The sequence below is a fragment of the Enterococcus sp. AZ067 genome (assembly GCF_051715005.1).
Classification (GTDB): domain Bacteria; phylum Bacillota; class Bacilli; order Lactobacillales; family Enterococcaceae; genus Enterococcus_D; species Enterococcus_D casseliflavus.
In genome coordinates, this window is the sequence record NZ_JBIOSY010000001.1 from 2,120,001 (window position 1) to 2,142,863 (window position 22,863).

Sequence of the window (22,863 nt, forward strand, 5' to 3'; positions counted from 1 at the left end):
CGCTACTCATACCGGCATTCTCACTTCTAAGCGCTCCAGCAGTCCTCACGATCTGCCTTCAACGCCCTTAGAACGCTCTCCTACCAATGCACCTAATGGTGCACTCCACAGCTTCGGTAAACTATTTAGCCCCGGTACATTTTCGGCGCAGGGTCACTCGACTAGTGAGCTATTACGCACTCTTTAAATGGTGGCTGCTTCTAAGCCAACATCCTAGTTGTCTGTGCAACCCCACATCCTTTTCCACTTAATAGTTATTTGGGGACCTTAGCTGGTGGTCTGGGCTGTTTCCCTTTCGACTATGGATCTTATCACTCACAGTCTGACTCCCGGATATGAATGAATGGCATTCGGAGTTTATCTGAATTCGGTAACCCGAGATGGGCCCCTAGTCCAAACAGTGCTCTACCTCCATCATTCTCAATTCCGAGGCTAGCCCTAAAGCTATTTCGGAGAGAACCAGCTATCTCCAAGTTCGTTTGGAATTTCTCCGCTACCCACACCTCATCCCCGCACTTTTCAACGTACGTGGGTTCGGTCCTCCAGTGCGTTTTACCGCACCTTCAACCTGGACATGGGTAGATCACATGGTTTCGGGTCTACGACAACATACTCATTCGCCCTATTCAGACTCGCTTTCGCTGCGGCTCCGTCTCTTCAACTTAACCTCGCATGCTATCGTAACTCGCCGGTTCATTCTACAAAAGGCACGCTATCACCCATTAACGGGCTCTAACTTGTTGTAGGCACACGGTTTCAGGATCTATTTCACTCCCCTTCCGGGGTGCTTTTCACCTTTCCCTCACGGTACTGGTTCACTATCGGTCACTAGGGAGTATTTAGCCTTGGGAGATGGTCCTCCCGGATTCCGACGGAATTCCTCGTGTTCCGCCGTACTCAGGATCCTCCTAGGTGTTATCCAAATTTCGCCTACGGGGTTTTTACCCTCTTTGACATACTTTTCCAAGTATTTCGACTATCTGAATAGACTACCATATCGGAGTCCTACAACCCCAACAAGCAAGCTTGTTGGTTTGGGCTTTTCCCGTTTCGCTCGCCGCTACTCAGGGAATCGAATTTTCTTTCTCTTCCTGCAGGTACTTAGATGTTTCAGTTCTCTGCGTCTACCTCGACTGCGCTATGTATTCACGCAGACGTAACATCCTATAAAAGATGCTGGGTTCCCCCATTCGGAAATCTCTGGATCATAGCTTACTTACAGCTCCCCAAAGCATATCGGTGTTAGTCCCGTCCTTCATCGGCTCCTAGTGCCAAGGCATCCACCGTGCGCCCTTATTCACTTAACCTTTGACCTTACGGTCGGTTTTGAGTACTTCTTCTAGCGATAGAAGGTTGCTCAAGAAAATAAGCGTTGAACTTATTAAAAAACTCTTTTAACATTTCAACTCGGTGTGTGTTACTTGTTTTGATTATTTCTTCGATATCCAGTTTTCAATGAACAAATTTTGTTTGAGAGTAAACCTCTCAAAACTGAACAAAGGCAAACGATGTGTAGTCTTCCGAAATATTCCTTAGAAAGGAGGTGATCCAGCCGCACCTTCCGATACGGCTACCTTGTTACGACTTCACCCCAATCATCTATCCCACCTTAGGCGGCTGGCTCCAAAAAGGTTACCTCACCGACTTCGGGTGTTACAAACTCTCGTGGTGTGACGGGCGGTGTGTACAAGGCCCGGGAACGTATTCACCGCGGCGTGCTGATCCGCGATTACTAGCGATTCCGGCTTCATGTAGGCGAGTTGCAGCCTACAATCCGAACTGAGAGAAGCTTTAAGAGATTAGCTTAGCCTCGCGACTTCGCAACTCGTTGTACTTCCCATTGTAGCACGTGTGTAGCCCAGGTCATAAGGGGCATGATGATTTGACGTCATCCCCACCTTCCTCCGGTTTGTCACCGGCAGTCTCGCTAGAGTGCCCAACTAAATGATGGCAACTAACAATAAGGGTTGCGCTCGTTGCGGGACTTAACCCAACATCTCACGACACGAGCTGACGACAACCATGCACCACCTGTCACTTTGCCCCCGAAGGGGAAGCTCTATCTCTAGAGTGGTCAAAGGATGTCAAGACCTGGTAAGGTTCTTCGCGTTGCTTCGAATTAAACCACATGCTCCACCGCTTGTGCGGGCCCCCGTCAATTCCTTTGAGTTTCAACCTTGCGGTCGTACTCCCCAGGCGGAGTGCTTAATGCGTTTGCTGCAGCACTGAAGGGCGGAAACCCTCCAACACTTAGCACTCATCGTTTACGGCGTGGACTACCAGGGTATCTAATCCTGTTCGCTCCCCACGCTTTCGAGCCTCAGCGTCAGTTACAGACCAGAGAGCCGCCTTCGCCACTGGTGTTCCTCCATATATCTACGCATTTCACCGCTACACATGGAATTCCACTCTCCTCTTCTGCACTCAAGTCTCCCAGTTTCCAATGACCCTCCCCGGTTGAGCCGGGGGCTTTCACATCAGACTTAAGAAACCGCCTGCGCTCGCTTTACGCCCAATAAATCCGGACAACGCTTGCCACCTACGTATTACCGCGGCTGCTGGCACGTAGTTAGCCGTGGCTTTCTGGTTAGATACCGTCAAGGGATGAACATTTTACTCTCATCCTTGTTCTTCTCTAACAACAGAGTTTTACGATCCGAAAACCTTCTTCACTCACGCGGCGTTGCTCGGTCAGACTTTCGTCCATTGCCGAAGATTCCCTACTGCTGCCTCCCGTAGGAGTCTGGGCCGTGTCTCAGTCCCAGTGTGGCCGATCACCCTCTCAGGTCGGCTATGCATCGTTGCCTTGGTGAGCCGTTACCTCACCAACTAGCTAATGCACCGCGGGTCCATCCATCAGTGACGCAAAAGCGCCTTTCAACTTTCTTCCATGCGGAAAATAGTGTTATACGGTATTAGCACCTGTTTCCAAGTGTTATCCCCTTCTGATGGGCAGGTTACCCACGTGTTACTCACCCGTTCGCCACTCTTTTTCTTTCGGTGGAGCAAGCTCCGGTGAAAGAAAAAGCGTTCGACTTGCATGTATTAGGCACGCCGCCAGCGTTCGTCCTGAGCCAGGATCAAACTCTCATAATGATTTGTTTGAATGACCATACGGTCATTAAGCTCATAAAAATTAACTTTGCTAGCTATTGCTTGCATGTATTTGTTTCAAAAAATTGAAACGTCCTACACATTGGTTCGTTTGCTTGCTTTGTTCAGTTTTCAAAGGTCTACCGTGCTGTGTTAGCAACTTTTATATCATATCAGAGTGACATTTAATTGTCAACTCTTTTTTTAAAAGTTTTTTTCGCTCGTTGTTTTTCAACTTCGTAGCGGCTGTCTCAGCGACTTAATTAGAATAACAAATGATTTGTTATTTGTCAACAACTTTTTTCAATTAATTTCGTTGATGTATCAACATTGATTAACTGTTTTATTATTGCGACTTCGTTATAATATCATCTGTTTTATTTTTGGTCAAGTCTTTTTTGAAGATTTTTCAACTGTTGTTTTGACCCGCTGGCTCAATTGCCAACGTTGAATACTTTATCATTCTATGAATGAAAGAGCAAGCTTTTTTTCTGAAATTTTTCCAATTAACAAAAACAAAGAAAAAAACTACCCAAAAGGTAGTTTAATCAATATCGATCGTACGGAAACGGATTTGATTTTGATCGTCTCGTTTTAAGGTTGTTTCTTCTTTCAAATAAGAGAACTTCTTCTCATCGATCGCTGGATTTTCAAGCATTTCTTCATAACCTGCAAAAATATCATGGATGTATTTTTTATAAGCTTTTTTCTTTTTGATTCTTTTCTTCATTTGGCACCGTCCTTTACGTGCTTATCTTAGCAAGCCGAAAGGATTCTGACAACCATTATCCACATTTTCATACCAAAAATTCACTTTGACACACCTTTTCCATTCTTTCAGCCAAGTGACAAGAATGGAAAAAGAATGTTTAGTTTGTGATCAAACGTTTTTGAAACGCCAATCGCTCTCCATTCGGAAAAGGAAATGTTACCTCTCCTTTATATTGATAGCCAGCTGCTTGGATATTCTTTTGCATCCCAATATTGGCTTTATACGTATCGATACGCAAATCAACGATTCCTTGCTCTAATGCAACCACTTCAAGAGCTTGCAGCAATTTGGCACTTAACTTTTGCCCTTTAAAATGAGAACTGACAACGACGCGATGAATGGATAGATACGGACCGTTTCCATCCCACCCTGCGCCGGTAATTGCGTTGTAGACAGGATCATAACCAGAAACCAGTGCCGCAGACGCTGCGATTTTCCCATCTTTCACTAACACATAGCTTTCACCTTTTGCAATATCTTCTTTGATTTGAGTTTCTTTTGGGCCATAGCCATTTTGCCATTGTGGTGATCCTTGAGCTTTTAAAAAAGCAATTCCTTCCTCAATCAGCGCCATTAACTCCGTTAAATCGCCCTCAGTTGTTTTACGAAATTTCTCCATTTAACCCCACCTTTCTTCTATGACTTTCTTCTATAAAAAGAAACAGAAGATGATAGAAAGTCGTTTTAATCAATCGTTTTTAGTTTGCCTTGAAATTCACTGATTGATTGATATCCTTTTTCTTTCATGATCGTTTCTAATTCTTTCGTCAATCGTTCAAAGATCGCCGGCCCTTCTTTTTGCAACTCTGTGCCGATCTGCAACATAGAGGCACCACACAACAAATGCTCATACGCATCTTGACCATCACGAATCCCACCTGTACCAATAATTTTGATTTCTGGCTTGAGACGTGTATAGAAAGCCCGCACATTGGCTAATGCCGTTGGTTTCACATATTCGCCTCCGAGACCACCAAAACCACCTTTTGGTTTGATGACTACCGAGTCAGTAGCAGGATCGATGAATAAAGCATTCCCAATACTATTGATTGAATTGATGTAGGTTAACGGATACTTGTTTAATATCTTAGCCATCTCATCAAAGTGAGCCAAATCAAAGTATGGCGGCAATTTGACACCTAAAGGTTTTGTGAAAAAACCAAAGACTGTTTCAAGAATTTGATCGGTCAAAGGAAAATCATAGGCAACTTGTGGTTTTCCTGGCACGTTTGGACAAGAAAGATTCAACTCAGTGATTCCTTCAAAATCACTTTCTTGGATCTTCTTCAATAACTCAATGTTTTCAGCCACACTCATACCAGCGACAGAGAAAAAGAAAGGCGCTTGCTGAGTCATTTCCTGCTGTTTTTTGATGGCATAATCTAAGTAGTAGTCCACCCCTAGATTTGGTAATCCCATCGAATTGATGCTTCCTAAGGGTAAATCGGTATAACGTGGTTCTGGATTTCCGGCACGTGCTTCTAGCGTTGCACTCTTTGTGACAAATGATCCAGCTGCTGATACCGCTAATTCATCTAATTCCTCGATCGTCATACAATGGACTCCTGAGGCGTTCATAAACGGATTTTCGTATGTAAATTTCCCAAAATTCGTAGCTAACATTGATTCATTCCTCCAATCTTTTCAACTAGTTTACCGTTTCATTTCTGAAAATGCAACGGTGTCTTTGATTGGGACAGGTTTTAGAAGGAGCAACCTATTTAATCACTGTAGCAAATCAAAAAACCATATCCATAGCAGCTTGTTAAAGCTTGCTGAATAAAAATGGTTTTTGAAAACAATCTGTTTGTGCTGTAATCAAATGCTTAGTTTTTAGAGCATGATCATGATTTTATTAAAGCTTTCACTTCTATTTACCGCTAAATCAAATGCTCTTTGAAGATATTCTAACGGAAAGCGATGGGAAATCCTATGACTGGCACTCAAGCGTCCGCTTTCTAAAAAGGTGATTGAATCAAACCATTCTTTGCCTGGGAAAGGCGCAGAATAGCTATTCCAAAAACCCTTAATGGTTAATTCACTGCGAAAGATTTTTTCAAATGCCCGTTGCTTAATCAAAACATCAGAATAAGTGATCCCTTGAAATCCAATTTTCCCGCCTTTTTTTGTCACTAAGAGACATTGTTCTTCGGTTGTTTTAGTACCTGCACATTCCATTACAATATCTACGCCTAAACCATCCGTTATCCGAGAAATCTCTTTTCAAGGTCTTGAACACTAGGATCGATCGTATCGGTGACACCTAAATCTAATGCTTGTTTCAGTTTCTCTGATTGAATATCAATGCCAATAATCGTTTTCACACCCGCAATTTTTAACCAATTTTTAACCATTGGATCGTCAGCAACCCAATCGTTCCTAACCCAAAACGGCAACGACTTTGTCACTTGAAAGAGAAAATGTTTGTGAAAAACCAAGAACGATTTTTCCTTTTTGCAATTATTTCTGAAGTCACGTAAAAAACAAAAAACCTCGTAACAATGAGTCACGAGATTTTGGTGAAGCAATCTATTCTATTTATGAGTATTTAAAAACTATCCGTAGCTCATCACTTCCGCCAATAAATCGAATGGGTGAACTAAATTAAGCCATTCCTCGCAGGAAATTTCCTTCGGTTTTGGTTTTATTTATGCGACCTCATAAGTAGAAATTCTCAAGTGTTACTCGATGATACTTGCGTTTTCCATCGAAAGCGTACAATTCAAATCATTTCAAATGATAAGACACTTGAATAGGAGTTTTTTAATTGACTGTTCAACTTTTTTTGAAATTGAAAACGAATAAACACATACTATATACATACAAATTTTTTACCTATCAAGTGAATTAAACCTTTTTCTTTGATACCTCAACACTCCAGTATCTCCGATGACGTATAATTTGTATTTTCCATACCCTACTTTAAATTCTAATCTTTCGCCACTTGCGATTTCAAATAAAAGATAATAGGTAATGGATTGATTCGTAAAGCCGTTTGCAGCAATATTCGTGCTACTAGTCATTCGTTTGTCTACTAGCGTGGCAAGTACTGCCACTTCTGGCGTAGATTGATCCTTTAAGAATTCGACAATATGATATAAGATAACTGCGACGAAAATAAAAGCAAATAAAGTAAATAGAAAATCCACAAAACACACTCCTTTTTTGTTTTTATGATCAAGGGAATCAACCAAATCATTTTTACAACTTAACTATAATTATACATTAATTCAATTAATTAATCTCGAATCTCTAATAAAAATATGTAACTCGCTAAATGATTGACCGAAACTGTAGTTTGGCTATCGTTTTCCTATATGTATGGTTGCATAGAACACATTTGTATATTTGTTAACCAAGAGTCAGTTGCTAGGATGAAATCACATGACCTTTGAAAAAACATTCCTAGAATCATCCTTCTTCATTCTACATTGACTCCTTAAGGAAAATTCATCGTATCCCAAAGTCTCTGACTAAATTCAGTAACTTTTCTTTAGACATGTTTTCTGGGATGCACCTTAAGGTTATCAATGTGGATGAATAAGAATTTATTCTGTGCTCTTTTTTTGTCAAAATGATCGAAGGTTTATAGAAAGTATTACTATTTCGTCAAAGTTAAATACTAACTCACTTTGAGTTGTCATATGAATGGAAAATACGTTGAGCTTTCAGGTTTAAAAATATATGATTTTCTTTAATGCTTTTAGTAAAAAAGTATAACTTTTTCACCAAGTAACTGTTTATTTAAGAAAGTATTCTAAAAAAAAACTCTTCTACCAACTTTTTCAAAGTTAATAAAAGAGTTCTGTGTTTATATCCTCATTTTGCCAACTGTCCGACACCTAAGAAAACAGCTTGTTCCATCTAGTTAACAAATATGAAACAACTTTCTATGATTGAAAATCCTTAACGAATCCCCAAAGCAATCCGTGCATAACGACTCATTTTATCGGTCGTCCAAGCGGGATACCAGACTAATTTTACCTCTGGATTTTTGACTTCTGGAATATCGCTTAGTGCTTCGTGTATCGATTCAGTCAATACGTCGGCTAAGGGACAGCCCATTGTTGTTAAGGTCAAGTGCTGTTATATCAGCATTTCTATCGCTTTTCCCTGCGTTAAAGCGATAGTATCTCCTCGATTCCAGTGCATGTTAGAAGCCAATATTCTGTTCTTTTTATTAACATTTACAGGTATATTATACCTCAAAAAATGGTTAAAATGTCCCTTAAAATAGCTTGGACTACATACTCAATGAGGATTTTTTTACGCATCGTATCTGTAGTCCAATTGAATTTTTTAAATAGAGCTAGTCATCAAAAAAGTTCACTTCTAATATTAGATTTTATACTTATTAGATAAAGAATATAAAATTTGTTGGGCATAAGTTGCCACATGTCCATTTCCTTGATAAATTTGAAACCTTTTATTGTTACTATTATATTTACTATCCATGAGTTCATTTTTTAGATTTGGCAAGCGTAGCAACAAAGAGATAGCACTTGAATAATGTTTAGATAAGTATTCATCAACAGTGATAAAATCTTCCATTAAGTAATTTTGTTCATATTCATCACTTAACTGCACGATGTCAATCGCCTTATCAGAAAAAACATATTCAATCATTTCATCTGAGCATTCTATCAATTTAGATGCCCATTCATTCAGTTCATTAAATGTTAAATACGAATTCATATGATATATAAAGTCAATTAAATGCTTATCATTTATAGAAACCATGAAATCTCTCCTATATAATTTTTTACAAGTGCTACCAACATCTACAATAATAACTCTACAAATTCAATTATCTAAATCAGAAAAATTTTACAGATTAAAAGCTGCTACAATTATGCCTATATAAATTCATATTCTATTGATAGGTAAAATTTCTTAGGGTCTTTTAACCCAGCAATCTCTATATTCATATATATTAACAACTTCAAAACTCTCATTAAGATTACTTACCGCAGTAATCAAGTCATTATTATCGCAATCAATGTTTGCTACTAGACATAGCTCATCCGTAAATCCAAAACAATCTTTGTATTCTATAACGTAGGATATCACATCCCCCCAGTAATGTTCCAATTTAACATAATCATGAATATCTTCTAATTCTGAAATATTTACAATACTGTATATATCCTTTGTTGTATAGTGGATAATATTTATATTGTCTATAGACTCTTCTAAGTAATTCATTACATCTTCTATTTTCTCATCCATATCTATTATCAACGCTCGTTCTAAAGTATTTCCAGCTTTATCACTAAAAAATCTTACATTAACCATTCTAGCTTTTCTGATTTTTTCTAATGTTTGTTTGTTTGTTTTCAAATTTAACATCTCCTATATAGTTTCTATTATTTCAATATTTATTCTTGATTTTACTTTCCAATCATTGTTAGATTTTTATATATACATTTTTCCATGATAAGAGATTGGATTAGTAAATTTAATCTCTCCCAATTCTCTTTTTTTTGTATACAATCCATAAAAACAACATTTACTTCTTTTGATGTACTTCCTATAGCACAATCTGATATTACGATATCAGCTTTTACAACATTAGTCGTGAATTGGATAAAATTATGAGAGTACATTTTAGACAAAATATTCTTAACAACGTTGATATATTCTGGCTGATTAATTCCAGTCACTGCTATATAAATTAAATCATCCTCTTGAAACAAAATATTGGATGCAATAATTTGTGTTAGTTTCTTAATATAAATCATATCTTTTTCATCAAGGATACCTGTTTCATTTGCTGATTCTAAGACTATTTGTTCTATATCCGTCATTCTTTTTTGAGTACTGCTTAGAATTTCTCTTGACAAAAAATTCTCTGTAAATAAATGAGTGTAACTCCATGTATTTATAACAATCTCATAAAAGATAATATTTAGCGTTTTAGTGTCTACTAAATATTTATTACGAAGTTTGTTAGTTACTTTTTCAGAAAAGTCAACAATGGTAATATGATTAAGCGATTTTAACTTTTTTCCTCTGTTACATTTTTCATCATCACTAATGAACTCAGGAATAAATATATATCCCCAAAAACTGTAATACACTAGCTCTTTTTTTATTGTATCTGTATTTTTAAGAGGTAACTTTTCTATAATTGGAAGACTATCATCTACATTTTCCATACAGCTTAAAAGCTCCAAATCATGATTTTCCACATTCTCCACAAAATACCCCTGAGATATTGCATTTTCCATTATAGAAAACATTAGTTGGTGCTTTGCTCTTGTTGTATCCATCGCGTCATAATTTTCAGAAACAGGGTCTTTAATTGAAATAAAACTGTTGTTCAAATAAGTATCGCAAGCCATCAATTCAAATAGATAGTGATACATTCTTATGCACGCTTCAGCCCCTGAAATATGTATCCAATCTGCATTCTTCTTTATGAAAATAGGAATCTTTTGTGTAGTAAATACCCTTTTTATATATTCGAGCAATTTGTAACAATACGAAACACTGAACATCAAATCTTCTGATATATCTACAATCTTTGTTTTACGATGTTTAAATAAGTAGTTTATCAACTGATAATATTGAGAGTATTTAAAATATATTTTTTTTATTTTTCCGAAAACCTCAATTTTTTTCATATTATCTGAAGCTAATTCAAAGTATAATTTGCCATCATTTTCTTTCAAAAAGAAAATATCTTCCTCAATAAATCTATCAGCATCATGATTTATTTCTAAAACCAGATGTTTAATTTGTGTGGTACTCTTATTCAGTTCTTCACATAAGCTTTTGACAGAAACCTCATCATTAATAAGTGTTTTCTTCAATATGATTAATTTGTTTACTTGCTTCTTTGTTATGAACAAGCTATAGACTTTTTCAATGTAATACATTTCAAATCCTCCGATTATTGTAATTTCCTTATCAAAAAAGAGCTTAAAGCTTGTAAGGAATATAAGATTCAAATAATTATTAGATTTGTCATCTTAGGCACATACACTCCACTACTAAAAAAAGCAGCTATACAATTAAATTTCAACAATCCATATATCTTTATCATCCAACCTATAAAAATTATCTTCTTAAATACTATAACACTATAAACAACCTATGGATTATCCTCATTTTTATGATTTTAAACAAAACATAATAAAATAAAAAGTTGACAAAAAAAGGTCTGAATATTTATTATTCAGACCTTTTTTGTTTGCGATAAAGCAAAATAATGGTGATAATAAGAAGAGTAACGATTGCCGTTAATAAAACAATTACCCATATGTTTGAGTCTTGACTTACAACTACATTATTTGAATCTTCTGCTTGCTTTGATATTTCTTCCAATTCTTCCTTTGTGTAATTAAATTTAGTAATTTTTTCTTCACCATCAACAGTTATTATGAACTGATATTCTCCAGACATTAATTCCGCATCACTAACTAAGGGAATGTTTAATTTCGTTTTTGTAACAGGAGTTAAAGTAAGCACTTCTTCTTCAAATTCACCTTCTGAAATTATATCTCCTTTTGGGTTAATGACTTTGTAGGGACCACTTTCTGCATATTCCACTATGGGATTATTATTAATTATAGAGAAACTTAAAACTATAGAATTCTGTGAATTTATAAATTCAAATTCACCATAGTCTTGCTCTTTTTCAGAATCTAACTCATTCATTTTGAGGCGAAACAAGACTACCTTTTCATAAACATGGACAATATCTGCAGAGTTCTCGTTTTTTTGCTCACTTAGTGTTTGAGAAAAATTTAAACCACCTAGAATTTCTCCATCAAGTTCTTTGTTTAAGTTAAAAACAACGGATATATCTTCACTTTGATTAGCCTTGACTTGGACTATACCATCTTTTAATTCACCGTTATCATTAGTTATCTTCACATACTTACTAAAGTCATAATCTTTATCCATTAGATTTTCTGTATTTTCCACATAAGTTATTCCAGCCATCGTCGATATAGCAACTGATGGATATACATTAACGTCTAAATCTTTATTACCAATATTGGTAATCGTCGCTGTAAACTCATAATTGTTGTTAAGTTCAGGAGTAAATTGCATATAGCTATCTCTATACTCATATTCTTTAGGATGAACATCTACTAATATTGATGCATCAGTATCCTCCGAAGCAACAACTTCATGTATGTAAAATAAACTACCTATTACTAAAACGAATATAAGAGAAAACACGTTAACAAAAACGCGTTTTCTCATTTTACTTTTATTTTCCATCATGACTCCTGTTTTCTTATATCTTTGTTGTATTAATCATTTCAATCCTCAGGGCGTTACTGTGGTTGAATCAATTAAACTTACTGTAATCTTATACAATTCTTTCTGCTCGTCATTATACAATGTTGGGTCAAGAGTAGCTTCAATAATAACATCACCTGTATTTCTAGTTCCGCTATTTGTTTCAGAAATATCAAAATCTTTTTCAGATGTATCTTTAATGTTTGCATCTAAACCTGCACCATCAGTTGATACCCTTATTTTGTAACGTTCTGCAATATTAGCAAAAGTTCTATTTTGGATATCATACGTAACTGAAAAATCTTGAGGGGCAAGTGTTCCGTTAGGCTGTTCTGACCCGAAAGTAATTTCTTCAAAATTGAAATCTACAGTCGTAACGTCTGGAGTAGTTAATGTAAGACTTCTGCTTACTTGACCTTCATCAACGTTTACTGCCTTTGTTGACCCCTCAGTCGCGTGAGCTGTATTCGTAAATCCGATTGCAGATAGAGCAAGTATTGCTGTTGATGCTAAAAGAGTTTTTTTCATTAATGTATCCTCCTAATTTTGTAATTGTGAAATCTATTACAATAAGAACTATACAGGGAATTCTCCAAGCAATCTTATCTAATATTTTCGCAATCTAAAAAAAAGGGGATAATAACCTCTTATAGCGTTATTCATTAATACATTTCCTTCTTTTGATTCATTTAAATAATGATAAAATTCAAGAAACCTATCCTATGAATTTTCACCAGAATTATCTTGGTCTGATATATTTTGATTGTCATTGTTATCTTCTTCATCTAAGTCACTTTCATCATTTTCACTTTCGCTCATATCCTTAACATCTGAATCATCTGGTTTTTCATCAATAATTCCCTCAGATGAACTAGTTGATTTATCTTCCTTTTTATTATTGCTTAAAGTGTTTTCATCAAGAGAGCTACTTGTTTTGTCATTTTCAAACTCTGAAATATCATCAAAACTATCTACATTTTTTTTCACAAAAGTAAATGTAATAGCAGTTTCATTCTCTGGTGAATGTTCATATTCATCCATGCTCAAAACGACTTCATAATTTAAATTTACTTCTCCTTGGCTTGATGTTGGTAAAAGGATTCCAGAATAGGTATTGCTTAAAGTATCTATAAACCTAGCAGTAAGCCCCTTACCTTCAGTGGATATTACCAATGAATAATCTAAAGAAGAATTTACATCATATTTTATCTTCACAGTTTCAATTTGTTTTACTGTTCTAGTTGAAAAGTCTAAATCGTTCAATGATAAAGTAACTTCATCAGCCTCAATGTTTATCTCATCTTTAATTTCGTTAGCTAAACTTTGTGTGCCGAAAATTATTAACACAAATAGTATGCAGCAATTAAGAAATATTATTTTACTTTTTTGTAAAAACATAAAAATAGTATTCATATTGATTCTCCTTTACCAATACTACTGTCTAATTAAAGGGACGATTTTCTATATTGTTTGCTATTATCTCACAGGTTTTTTCTAATAAAATAAAATCCGCTCTATTTTTCCTAGCTATTTTCACTTTTTTCATAAAGACTGATTTTTTCTTAGATTCATTCACTGTTTCACGAATATTATTTTCAACTAGATATTTCAAGTTATTCAAGTCACATTCCCTGAGTAAATTTTCACTTGTATTGTCATTTATTGTCTGAAAATGATACTCGAGAAATCTACTATTATTCATGACTTTTCTATATCTGTTTCTACTTACTAACAATTTCCCCCAACTTTCTTTTGGTAACCTAGATTTAAAATATAAAATTTGTTTTAATGAAAAAATATTTTGATATGATTAATAGAAGCTATTTTCTTAATCTCTGCACATAATTATTCCCCATGCTTTTCACATTAACCACATCTCCAATTTATACTTTTAAGTAATTCACATCCTTCTAACTTGGTAGAATCATATTCTATAGTTTAAATGACAAATGTTGACTAAATCCGCTTTAATCTCCTTTGGGAATTATCTCACATTTATAATACTCCACCTTTATATTGGACACTTATCTTCTTTTATTTATAATATTTAAATATTAGAGAATTATAATCTTTTTTGCGTACTCTTAAATAGCAAATTGTAAGTTGCCAGTATTAATGTAAAAACAGAGTTATTCTTCCATGTCTTTTGAACTCAATGAATTCTTCAAATTTTAGATTTTTTGCAGATATATGAGTTTGTACCATAAAGATGTTATTTCCTAATCCTGCACATATTTTTAAGTTTGTATCTAGTCTAAATATATTATCCTAGTTTTGATATAATTCTTGCTTGAACCACTGAATTTAAATTATCCCAATGGTCCTTATTATGTATATCCCTAAAAAAAGCAAAATCTTGCGAATTGTCATGATTTAGAATACCATCCGAGACTAATATATCTGCTTCATTATGATTAGAACTAAATTTAATGATTTTCTCATTGAAAATTGCAAGCAATTTATTTTGAATAACAGGTACATATTCAGGATAATGTAACATAGATATGGTAATAACCACAGTTTCTTTATTTTGAACAGGTAAAAAATAAGATAAGATGTGGGATAATTTATTTACAAAAAGTTCTTTATCTCCAACTTGTAATTCGAAATTTAAGAGAGTATTTAAAATAATATTTTGAACTTCATGAATTCTGGTATCATTACTATGTTGACTAGTGGTGCCATTCAGATTTTCAAAATAAATATTTTGATAAGCCCAAGTATTAATAATACATTCATATAAAATAATATTTTCAACGTCATATTTTATATGAAACTTCTCCGACAATGCCTCTAAAACAGCAACTGAGAAATCAACTATTTTGTTACCTTTTATAGATTTAAATTTCTCCCCTAAAAAAACTTTGTCCCTTTTACTTGTAGTTTCTGGAATTAAAAGCTGTCTGCAAAAATAAAAAAAAGCAAGCTCATTTTCTTTTTCTTCCATATTATTAATTGGAATTAATTTTGTTAATGAAATATCTTCATATAATTCTTTCATAATATTAAATATTTCAAGGGATTTTTTATCTAGGTCTTGAATTGAATACCCACGAGAAACGGCATTTTCTAGGATTGATAAAAGAATTTCATGTTTCACTTTAGTAGTTTGTAGACTTTTATAATTTTCACCAACTAAGTCGATATTCACCCTTGTTTGTCTATCTGCAAAAACATTATATGCCATAACTTGTACTAAATAATGATATGTTCTTATATACTTCTCATTGCCTTCCAAGGAAATTGATTCGAAATCGCTGTTTATAGTGATTGGAATTCTTTGTGATTGAAATATATTTCTTAGACGGTTAATCAGTTTATAGCTATATGATTTACTAAACATTAATCTTTCTGAAATATCTATTACTCGTGTCTTGCGATTTTTTAATAAATAGAGTAATAGACGGAAAAAAGGTGATTCATCAAAATATTTTTTCTTTAAATTAACAAACACGTTAAGTAAAAGTTCTTGACTAAATCCTTCAATTAATCCGATGGTATTTTTTTCTTGAAAGAATAATGATGAGAAATCAAAATCCAATTGCCCGATATTTTCTTCTAATTCAACTAATAATATTTTCGTTTGATACATAGTTATGTTTAACATTTCACTTAATTTATTTAATGAAACATATTTTTCTGTTACTAAAACCGTAAATAGTTCTAACTTCTCATTTTGTTTTCTTGTGAGATAGAGACTGCTAAATGTATTCATTATATATTCCATTCAATTTACCAACCTTTATTTTGAGAGAGATTGTGCTATCAAGTATTTGTTTGATTATCTGTATACTTATTTCACTATTTTACATAACATTTTCATAACGTTAAAATCACATTAGTTATATTTTAAAATGCAAAATATTGCACGATTTTTGTAAATAATAAATCATTATCATCATTATCATATAAATCTTTTTATTTTTATTAAATGTTTATTTATCACGTTACACTATGTGTTTTTTAAACAAATCGTTTTAGCCATACATATGTGTGTTTAATATTAAAAATACTATTATCCAACATCAGACGTTGTAGAAATTTCGTTTAGTTCTATAATTCACAAAGATAGTGACCGGTTTAATGGCTAATTTTTTCATCTAAATGAAAAGAACAAAAGAAGGAACACTAATTCAATAACAAAAAAAGAAATTGTTATTGATTCGATTAGTGTTACTTCTTCTTCAATATTCTATGTGCTGTCCAATTAAACTACATTCGTTTTGATTCACTGTATAGCAATCTAACTCATTTTGTCGCTATTTGCAAACTTAAGCTTTTCTCCCTATCAAATATAGGTCTTAGTATACAAATTACTTGTTGATGGTTCTCTTATTGTAATCAGAATTATTTTACCAAGGACTGGGACTGGGTACTTCTTGAGCTTTTAAAATAATATTCGCACTATTACTTCCATTATTACTCCAAACATAAGTATCAGCATCAAGCGTAACATCGAAATCTTTCTCAATTTGCTTAGAGGACATTCTTTGTACCCTATCTGCTTGCATGTATGGATTTGAAGGTTTAATTTCCAACCCAATACTATAATTGTCCAGTTCCGCAAAAATATTTACATTAACATCCTCTGATTTTGTGTTATTCACCGTAGCTACTGCCTTCAAGGGTTTCGTTTGTTTTCGAACACCTGAGTTTACGTCGAAATCAGATAATTGAAAATCAACTTTACTTGTTGTTCCCTCATTAAAACTTATATCTACTATACCTTCTTGAATTTCTACTGGAACTTCTTTTTCACTAATTAATTCTGATGCATTCGATAAAAGTGGGTTACTACCTACTAACAACAAAGTTGATAAAAAAGTTGTCGCTAATATGTTTTTTTTCATTGTTCTAATACCCTCCAAATTTAAATAGTATTGTTACAAAAATAGTTTACAATATAATATTGGCGAGTGATTATCCGAACATTCGATTTTATTTTAAAAAAATGGATAACGATTGTATTAATTTATTACTTTATGACTTAAAAGCATCTGATTATTTAAATATCAATTGTTTTAAAAAAATCAAAAATCAATGAAATCTTGATAAATCCAAATTTTCGCCTAAGACGATACTGAAAACTGGTGTATTATTTTATACAAATGGAACTTTGAAAATTAAAAGTTTAAAACATGGCCGTTAAATTCATTTTATAAAAACAAATGCCATTCAACTTAAAAATTTATTGATTTAAATGACGATTAGTTTTTAATAAATTATACAATAAGCATTTTTCGTAAAATATATCCCCTAAGACTTATCGCCCGTAAAAGTATATGCTAATCAATATTGAAAAAAAATACAGAAGAATCATGTTCTATCTCGTTTAAGTAAGTAGTAAAGAGCTTTCATATTGAATAATTTAATGTCAATAATAATTTGAAATATGATTCGCAATCCAAATAACGAACTTTTTTTAATTACTAATAAAAGAAAACGGCTTAAAAACGATTATTCTATTTTCTTGAAACATTATAATATGATTATTTTTTAACGCTTTAAAATTTAATAAACCAAAAAAATAGTCGTTTAGATAAAATCATAATAAGTTAGATTGATTTTATCTAAACGACACAATACTTGAATTTTTATTTCATACGAAAAATCTCAACTTGCCATATTTTTAAAAATAATCGTAAGCTTCTACTATATCTAAAATTTCATAAGCCATCAAACTAGTAGATAAATTTGAATATGTCTAATGATTTTACTATAATATTTTTTTGATACTGCTCCCAACAGTTCCGCTATATCCCGAAATCATCATTAAGAATAGCTTAAAAAATGACCTTCAAAAAACCCTTATTTATCAAGGGTTCTATGCTTGTTGACAAAAATACAAGATTACTGTTATATCAACGTTTTAAAGCACTATTTTCGAAAAAACAACTCTCAAATACAGTTAAACTTTTTTTATGGGGAATTACTCACTAACTTTTATCTGAGCGGTGTTTTTTAATATATATTTTTCCAGAAATCATATTGAATGTTGATATATCAACGTTTTAAACTAATTACTAAGATACAAAATTTCTACAAGTAAATTACAAGCCTCAGAAGTCATTATAGAAATTTTCAATCCTAAATCATCTTCTTAAATACCAAAATCATTTTTAAGCTGCCTAAAATGCGTTCTAAGCGATTTTATATTTTTATATACAATTTATCGAAAACATCTTCAAGAGCTATTAGGAGAAAAAACAGACTGGAAAGAATTAGCAACACGTTATTCAAACACATGAAAATTTTATATAGAATAAAATATATAACTACTGATATGATGATGTTTCTATGGAATCCACTCAAAATAATAAACAATACCGAAATATGACTATTTCGTTATATTTAAAATTCTAGGCAGCAAACTTTCGCTATTTTACTAAAGTTAGAATCCCTATTTAATAAGCAAGTCTTTGACTTGCTACTACCTAAAAACAAGAGAAGAAAACATCCTCTTTTTAAATTTCAATATTCCTATTAAAAGTAAGCAAAGCGGAGCTTTGCTGGTTCTTAATCAGTATGTATGATTATAAACCTACATATTATACACCATCAATATTGAATTGGAACTTTCGTTGAGAAAACCCAGTTTTTCTGGTAAAACTTGTTAGGTTTTATAATCATACAACAAATAAGAATATATAAATAATAAGTTATTTATTGTATGATTATAAAAGTTATGATTTACCCCTAGTTTTATTGAAGAAATTGAATGAAAGTTACAATTCAATAAAACTATGGTATAACTTATACAATCTCTTCAATAATACTAATTCTTCACGTATATGATACTTCTACTCTTAATTTCATTAGATATATTATAACTGTCTCGAATACTATTGGTTACTCTGATAAGCTCTAAATCATAGTCTTTACAGATATTTGCACGACATTGTTTTACCAAATATTCAGCATCTTTCTTTGTTTTTTTCTTTAATAGATATTTATAAACATAAAAAATTATATCTCTTTCAGCTACATAGCTCTGAGTTTCTATTTTTCTTAAAATGAATTTAGCTATTTTCAACTCATTTTCTTTTTTTGATTCGGATAATAGATTTTCATCTACTTTAATTCTTTTAGATACTACAGTTGTTTCTCTTTGCTTAAATACATTACTAGCAATATCTTTTCCCAAAATTCTAGCAATTCCTTCGAAATTCAAAGCATTCAACGTATAGTTATTATCATACAATTCTTTAGATATAGTCTCCGATTTTTCCATATCAGCATTTTTAAACTCTATAAAATTTGTATGATGGTATTTATTGCTTATTATTTTTTCATAAGAATTTTCCGTGTATTTTTCAAATAATTCAGCAGGTATTTGTGATTCTTCTAGCTTTTCAATATTTTCTGTAATCGCCAATTTGTTAATTACTCTATGAATTCTAGTGTGGTCGTATTTTGTACCTAAAACAATATTTATTTCTTTTGCAATATTTTCACTTGTTAGGCATAGTAAGTGTCGAACTTCTCCTGTTTTAAAATCTTCATACATATACTCTGAAAGCATATCCAATAACGCAATTGAAATACGTAAGTCACTTCCTAGAAATTTAGTAAATTTGGGATATTCAGTGGCTAATTTTTCACCCTTCAATACTTTTCTAAAGAATTGAATTTTATCAATTTGTTCTGCTGATTCAGAAGTTCTATCTAAACTACTTCCAGTCAAATATAATAACAAATCAATGGATTTACAACTTCCTTCATACCCTGTTAGATTTAACAGTTTAGAAATTACTCGCAAAATATCTAAATTGGCAAAAGAATCCTTATTAAATCTATGATAAATTTGTGTGTCATCTTTCCATTGAATCACGCTCGCACTTGGATTTTCATCTTTTTCTAAAATATCATGAAACGGTTCTGATTTAGGTAGTTCTAAAAACTCTCTCATATCAATTGTTTGCCTTAGTATCACTCGTGCATTTGTGTAAGAAGGATATATTTTAGAAATTTCTGAATCGAATTTATCTAGGATGATGGCTCTTGCTTCATTAATGGATTCTTGCGTATTTTCTTTAATTAGTTGCCAAACCAGCTTTCTATCTTGAATTTCATATTGTTCATTAGAAATTTCTGATTTTACTATTTTGTTTGGCTGTTTTTTCATCGGTACAATATCGCTTGTAAATTCTTTAACATTCAAAAGATTGAAAAAATTAATTTCTTCATACCCTCTATCACTTCCAAAAAATAGCCGATTGGGATTAGAACATTTTCTATCAGCTGATGGGAACAAACGAAATAATTTAGTATAAATATTACCAATTTCTAAATAGTCTATTACAGGCTTATTCAGCACAAAGACTACTCTAAATTTATCAACTATTGCTTCTTTATCAGAGAAGGTTCGATACATGAAACAAGCATTTTGTTTAATAAAGTCATGATTTCTTACATAGTCATAAGTGGTTATACCGTATTTTTCTATATCCACTTTAGAATTATCAAAATCAAGCATAATCAGTTGTTGCTGTTTAAAATTAATCGAATGAATGCGTTCAGAAAATTCTTCTGTTTCAAAATACGTTGCTAACATACTTGTTTTTCCATTAACAGCAATACTTTCAGCAACATCTTCAATTTCTTTCTTTTGTATTTTTTTATATAACACATTTTGAATCATTCTAATTTCATCTGGATTAGGTTTACTCTTCCTTAAAAAATTTTCTATACATAATTCAATCTTCATACTATTTATCCTCCAAATCTAACAGTTTTCCGTATTTTGATACTAACAATTCCACTAGTAAATCTGTCTTGTTCTCACTTATCCCTATTTTCCCTTTTAGAAAATTATGCAAATTTTGCGTATGCAATCCTACATTTTCAGCTATGAAATTCATTTTTACCCCATATTGTTCCTTTAAAATACTCAACTTTTCTTTAATAAACATCTGCTTTTCTTCAATCGTAACCATGTTGCTATAACCTCCTATAATAAATATTATTTTTTTAATTATCATTGCCGGACTATATCATAATTTACCAACTGAAGTAAAGTAAATCTAACATAATCAGACAACAAAAAATAATAGGTGTATTTTAATCAAAAAGTCGACTTTTATAACACCCATATTTCTATTACTTCCTTAGCAAGATTAAAATCTTAAAAAACTTTGGTACATCAACGTTTTTTTAAGTTTCAAATATATTTACATACAAAAAAACACCTCTCAGATTAAATCTAGTGAGTAATTCCCCACAAAAAAAATTTCATTGCATCTGAGAGGTGTTTTTTCAAAAATAGTGCTTTAAAACGTTGATATAACAGTAATCTTGTATTTTTGTCAACAATCATAAAATCCTTGATAAATCAGGGTTTTTTAAGGGTCATTTTTTAAGTGGTTTTTGACATGAATTTCGAGAAAAAAAGAGACATGATTTTACTCATATCTCTTCTAACAATTCTTTTTCTTTAGTCACTACATGTTTATCCCAAAGTAATTTTACTAGTTCACCAGAATCCAACAAAGATTGTTGCTCACTTTCTGAGCATTTGACAAATTCTTTATACAATTCATTAGCTATGCTGTTTACAACCAACTGTGGAATCGTTACATTCGCTTTATAAAAAGTCCTTTTCACTTTATGAACAACATATTTTTTCATTGCCAAACTATTCATCTGCATCATCGGTTGTAATTTCCAACCACTGTCCTAATTCATCATTTATACGAAAAGTAAATAGAGCATTTTCAATTTTTCCTAACTTTTGAATCTTTTTATCAAAGAATATCAAGTCAGATTCTTTTTCATACTTTTCTTTGTCATCAATAATTTGTTGATTCCATTCTGATATATCTCCTGCTAAAGCTTCTTCTTCACTTTCAGAAACACTATACGTTTGCATATACAAACTCATCGGACTGTATGTTGGCAAGCCAAAATCTTCTGGGACTACATATCCTGTTCTTCTAAATTCATAATTTCCTCTAGCGAAATAGCCCTTTTTTAATATTGCAGAATATTGACCTTCAAAGGGAGTTGCATTTAAAATTTCTACTTTTCTTGGAACATTTCCTCTCACTTTTGTTACTAAATAGGCAAAATCTTGCGGTGATAAGTCATTCGTAATTAAACTTGAAACATATTCACTGATTGTTGAGTAACCGCCTCTATACGAATCTTTGTTTTGCTCTGTTAAATCCAATTCAAAAGCAATATCAGAACTAGTGATAAAAAAACTATTTTCTTTTGCAAACTTATTGTATTTATCAATAGTATATTTCTCTATATAATCTTTAGGAGTAGCTATCCAATAAAGGTGCTCGTCCACAAATTCGTTCCTCAACAATTCTTGAAATCTATAGGGGTCATACGGATATTGACCATCTCCTGTATTAACGAATTTCATGATTTCTGGTCGAATAGCTTCTTTTAAATCAATGGTATATTCAACTTTGTCTTCTAAATCTAATGGTAGCTTAGTCAATTCATCATTTTGAGAATTGTATAGATAATATTCCATTTTCTGTCGTTTGTTTTCATCAATGTAATCTTTTTCAAACTTAAATGTCATCACTAATTGACCTTCTTCATTTGAATAAGTTTTATCTACTGCAGAAAACGGTCTTAAATCTCTTGTTTCTTCAATTGTTAGCTCTCTTTTCAATTCTTTTTGTTTTTGAACATAGGTGTAAACTCCCCAGCTAGAAATTAAAACTGCTCCTATTATTCCTATACCAATCTTTGCACGTTTACTTAGTCCCACAAAACCAATCCTT

The 22,863-nt window shown here is 32.6% G+C and carries 17 protein-coding genes, 2 rRNA genes and 2 pseudogenes (1 of these 21 cut by a window edge); all 21 read right to left on the reverse strand.

Features of this window, described 5'->3' with window-relative positions:
- Positions 1-1,307: ribosomal RNA gene (locus tag IGI82_RS10105) — 23S ribosomal RNA — on the reverse strand (it extends 1,608 nt beyond the left edge of the window).
- Positions 1,308-1,536: 229 nt separating this feature from the next.
- A 16S ribosomal RNA gene (locus tag IGI82_RS10110) occupies positions 1,537-3,096 on the reverse strand.
- The 16S and 23S rRNA genes sit together here, the layout of an rRNA operon.
- Before the next feature lie 541 nt (positions 3,097-3,637).
- Positions 3,638-3,823 carry a hypothetical protein gene (locus tag IGI82_RS10115; protein WP_005230211.1) on the reverse strand — a complete coding sequence of 62 codons (186 nt, stop codon included), beginning with the start codon at positions 3,821-3,823 and terminating at the stop codon, positions 3,638-3,640.
- Positions 3,824-3,962: 139 nt separating this feature from the next.
- Positions 3,963-4,484, reverse strand: a complete 522-nt coding sequence (locus tag IGI82_RS10120; protein ID WP_438842153.1) for a GNAT family N-acetyltransferase — start codon at positions 4,482-4,484, stop codon at positions 3,963-3,965.
- A gap of 65 nt (positions 4,485-4,549) precedes the next feature.
- Entirely contained in the window at positions 4,550-5,488 is a 939-nt protein-coding gene (locus tag IGI82_RS10125; protein ID WP_438842154.1) for a dihydroorotate oxidase, read from the reverse strand.
- 210 nt (positions 5,489-5,698) lie between these two features.
- Positions 5,699-6,254, reverse strand: a pseudogene (locus IGI82_RS10130) (zinc-binding dehydrogenase); the annotation flags it as partial.
- A 442-nt stretch (positions 6,255-6,696) separates the two neighbouring features.
- Entirely contained in the window at positions 6,697-7,014 is a 318-nt protein-coding gene (locus IGI82_RS10135; RefSeq protein ID WP_015509816.1) for a DUF2500 domain-containing protein, read from the reverse strand.
- A gap of 757 nt (positions 7,015-7,771) precedes the next feature.
- Positions 7,772-7,945 (reverse strand): annotated as a pseudogene (locus tag IGI82_RS10140) (iron-sulfur cluster assembly protein); the annotation flags it as partial.
- Positions 7,946-8,203: 258 nt separating this feature from the next.
- Entirely contained in the window at positions 8,204-8,605 is a 402-nt protein-coding gene (locus IGI82_RS10145; protein WP_438842155.1) for a hypothetical protein, read from the reverse strand.
- A gap of 153 nt (positions 8,606-8,758) precedes the next feature.
- On the reverse strand, positions 8,759-9,214 hold the full coding sequence (locus tag IGI82_RS10150; RefSeq protein ID WP_086338176.1) for a hypothetical protein: 456 nt from the start codon (positions 9,212-9,214) through the stop codon (positions 8,759-8,761).
- A gap of 41 nt (positions 9,215-9,255) precedes the next feature.
- The gene (locus IGI82_RS10155; RefSeq protein ID WP_438842156.1) at positions 9,256-10,746 is read right to left on the reverse strand and encodes a helix-turn-helix domain-containing protein; all 1,491 of its coding nucleotides are present in this window, start codon (positions 10,744-10,746) and stop codon (positions 9,256-9,258) included.
- Between the two features lie 295 nt (positions 10,747-11,041).
- Positions 11,042-12,100, reverse strand: coding sequence for a WxL protein peptidoglycan domain-containing protein (locus IGI82_RS10160; protein ID WP_438842157.1), 1,059 nt, complete (start codon positions 12,098-12,100; stop codon positions 11,042-11,044).
- 48 nt (positions 12,101-12,148) lie between these two features.
- Positions 12,149-12,649 carry a hypothetical protein gene (locus IGI82_RS10165; RefSeq protein WP_438842158.1) on the reverse strand — a complete coding sequence of 167 codons (501 nt, stop codon included), beginning with the start codon at positions 12,647-12,649 and terminating at the stop codon, positions 12,149-12,151.
- 192 nt (positions 12,650-12,841) lie between these two features.
- Complete coding sequence (locus IGI82_RS10170; protein ID WP_438842159.1) at positions 12,842-13,534, reverse strand: hypothetical protein; 693 nt, start codon at positions 13,532-13,534, stop codon at positions 12,842-12,844.
- Between the two features lie 28 nt (positions 13,535-13,562).
- Complete coding sequence (locus IGI82_RS10175) at positions 13,563-13,742, reverse strand: hypothetical protein (protein ID WP_225869278.1); 180 nt, start codon at positions 13,740-13,742, stop codon at positions 13,563-13,565.
- Between the two features lie 642 nt (positions 13,743-14,384).
- Positions 14,385-15,848, reverse strand: a complete 1,464-nt coding sequence (locus IGI82_RS10180) for a helix-turn-helix domain-containing protein (RefSeq protein ID WP_438842160.1) — start codon at positions 15,846-15,848, stop codon at positions 14,385-14,387.
- A gap of 625 nt (positions 15,849-16,473) precedes the next feature.
- The gene (locus IGI82_RS10185) at positions 16,474-16,971 is read right to left on the reverse strand and encodes a hypothetical protein (protein WP_438842161.1); all 498 of its coding nucleotides are present in this window, start codon (positions 16,969-16,971) and stop codon (positions 16,474-16,476) included.
- 1,925 nt (positions 16,972-18,896) lie between these two features.
- The gene (locus tag IGI82_RS10190; protein ID WP_438842162.1) at positions 18,897-20,828 is read right to left on the reverse strand and encodes a hypothetical protein; all 1,932 of its coding nucleotides are present in this window, start codon (positions 20,826-20,828) and stop codon (positions 18,897-18,899) included.
- A gap of 1 nt (position 20,829) precedes the next feature.
- Positions 20,830-21,057 (reverse strand): hypothetical protein, encoded by a 228-nt coding sequence (locus IGI82_RS10195; RefSeq protein WP_438842163.1) that lies wholly within the window; start codon positions 21,055-21,057, stop codon positions 20,830-20,832.
- 469 nt (positions 21,058-21,526) lie between these two features.
- Complete coding sequence (locus IGI82_RS10200) at positions 21,527-21,763, reverse strand: hypothetical protein (RefSeq protein WP_438842602.1); 237 nt, start codon at positions 21,761-21,763, stop codon at positions 21,527-21,529.
- On the reverse strand, positions 21,756-22,850 hold the full coding sequence (locus tag IGI82_RS10205) for a hypothetical protein (RefSeq protein WP_438842164.1): 1,095 nt from the start codon (positions 22,848-22,850) through the stop codon (positions 21,756-21,758). Before IGI82_RS10205 ends, IGI82_RS10200 begins: the two co-directional genes overlap by 8 nt.
- Positions 22,851-22,863: the final 13 nt, after the last annotated feature.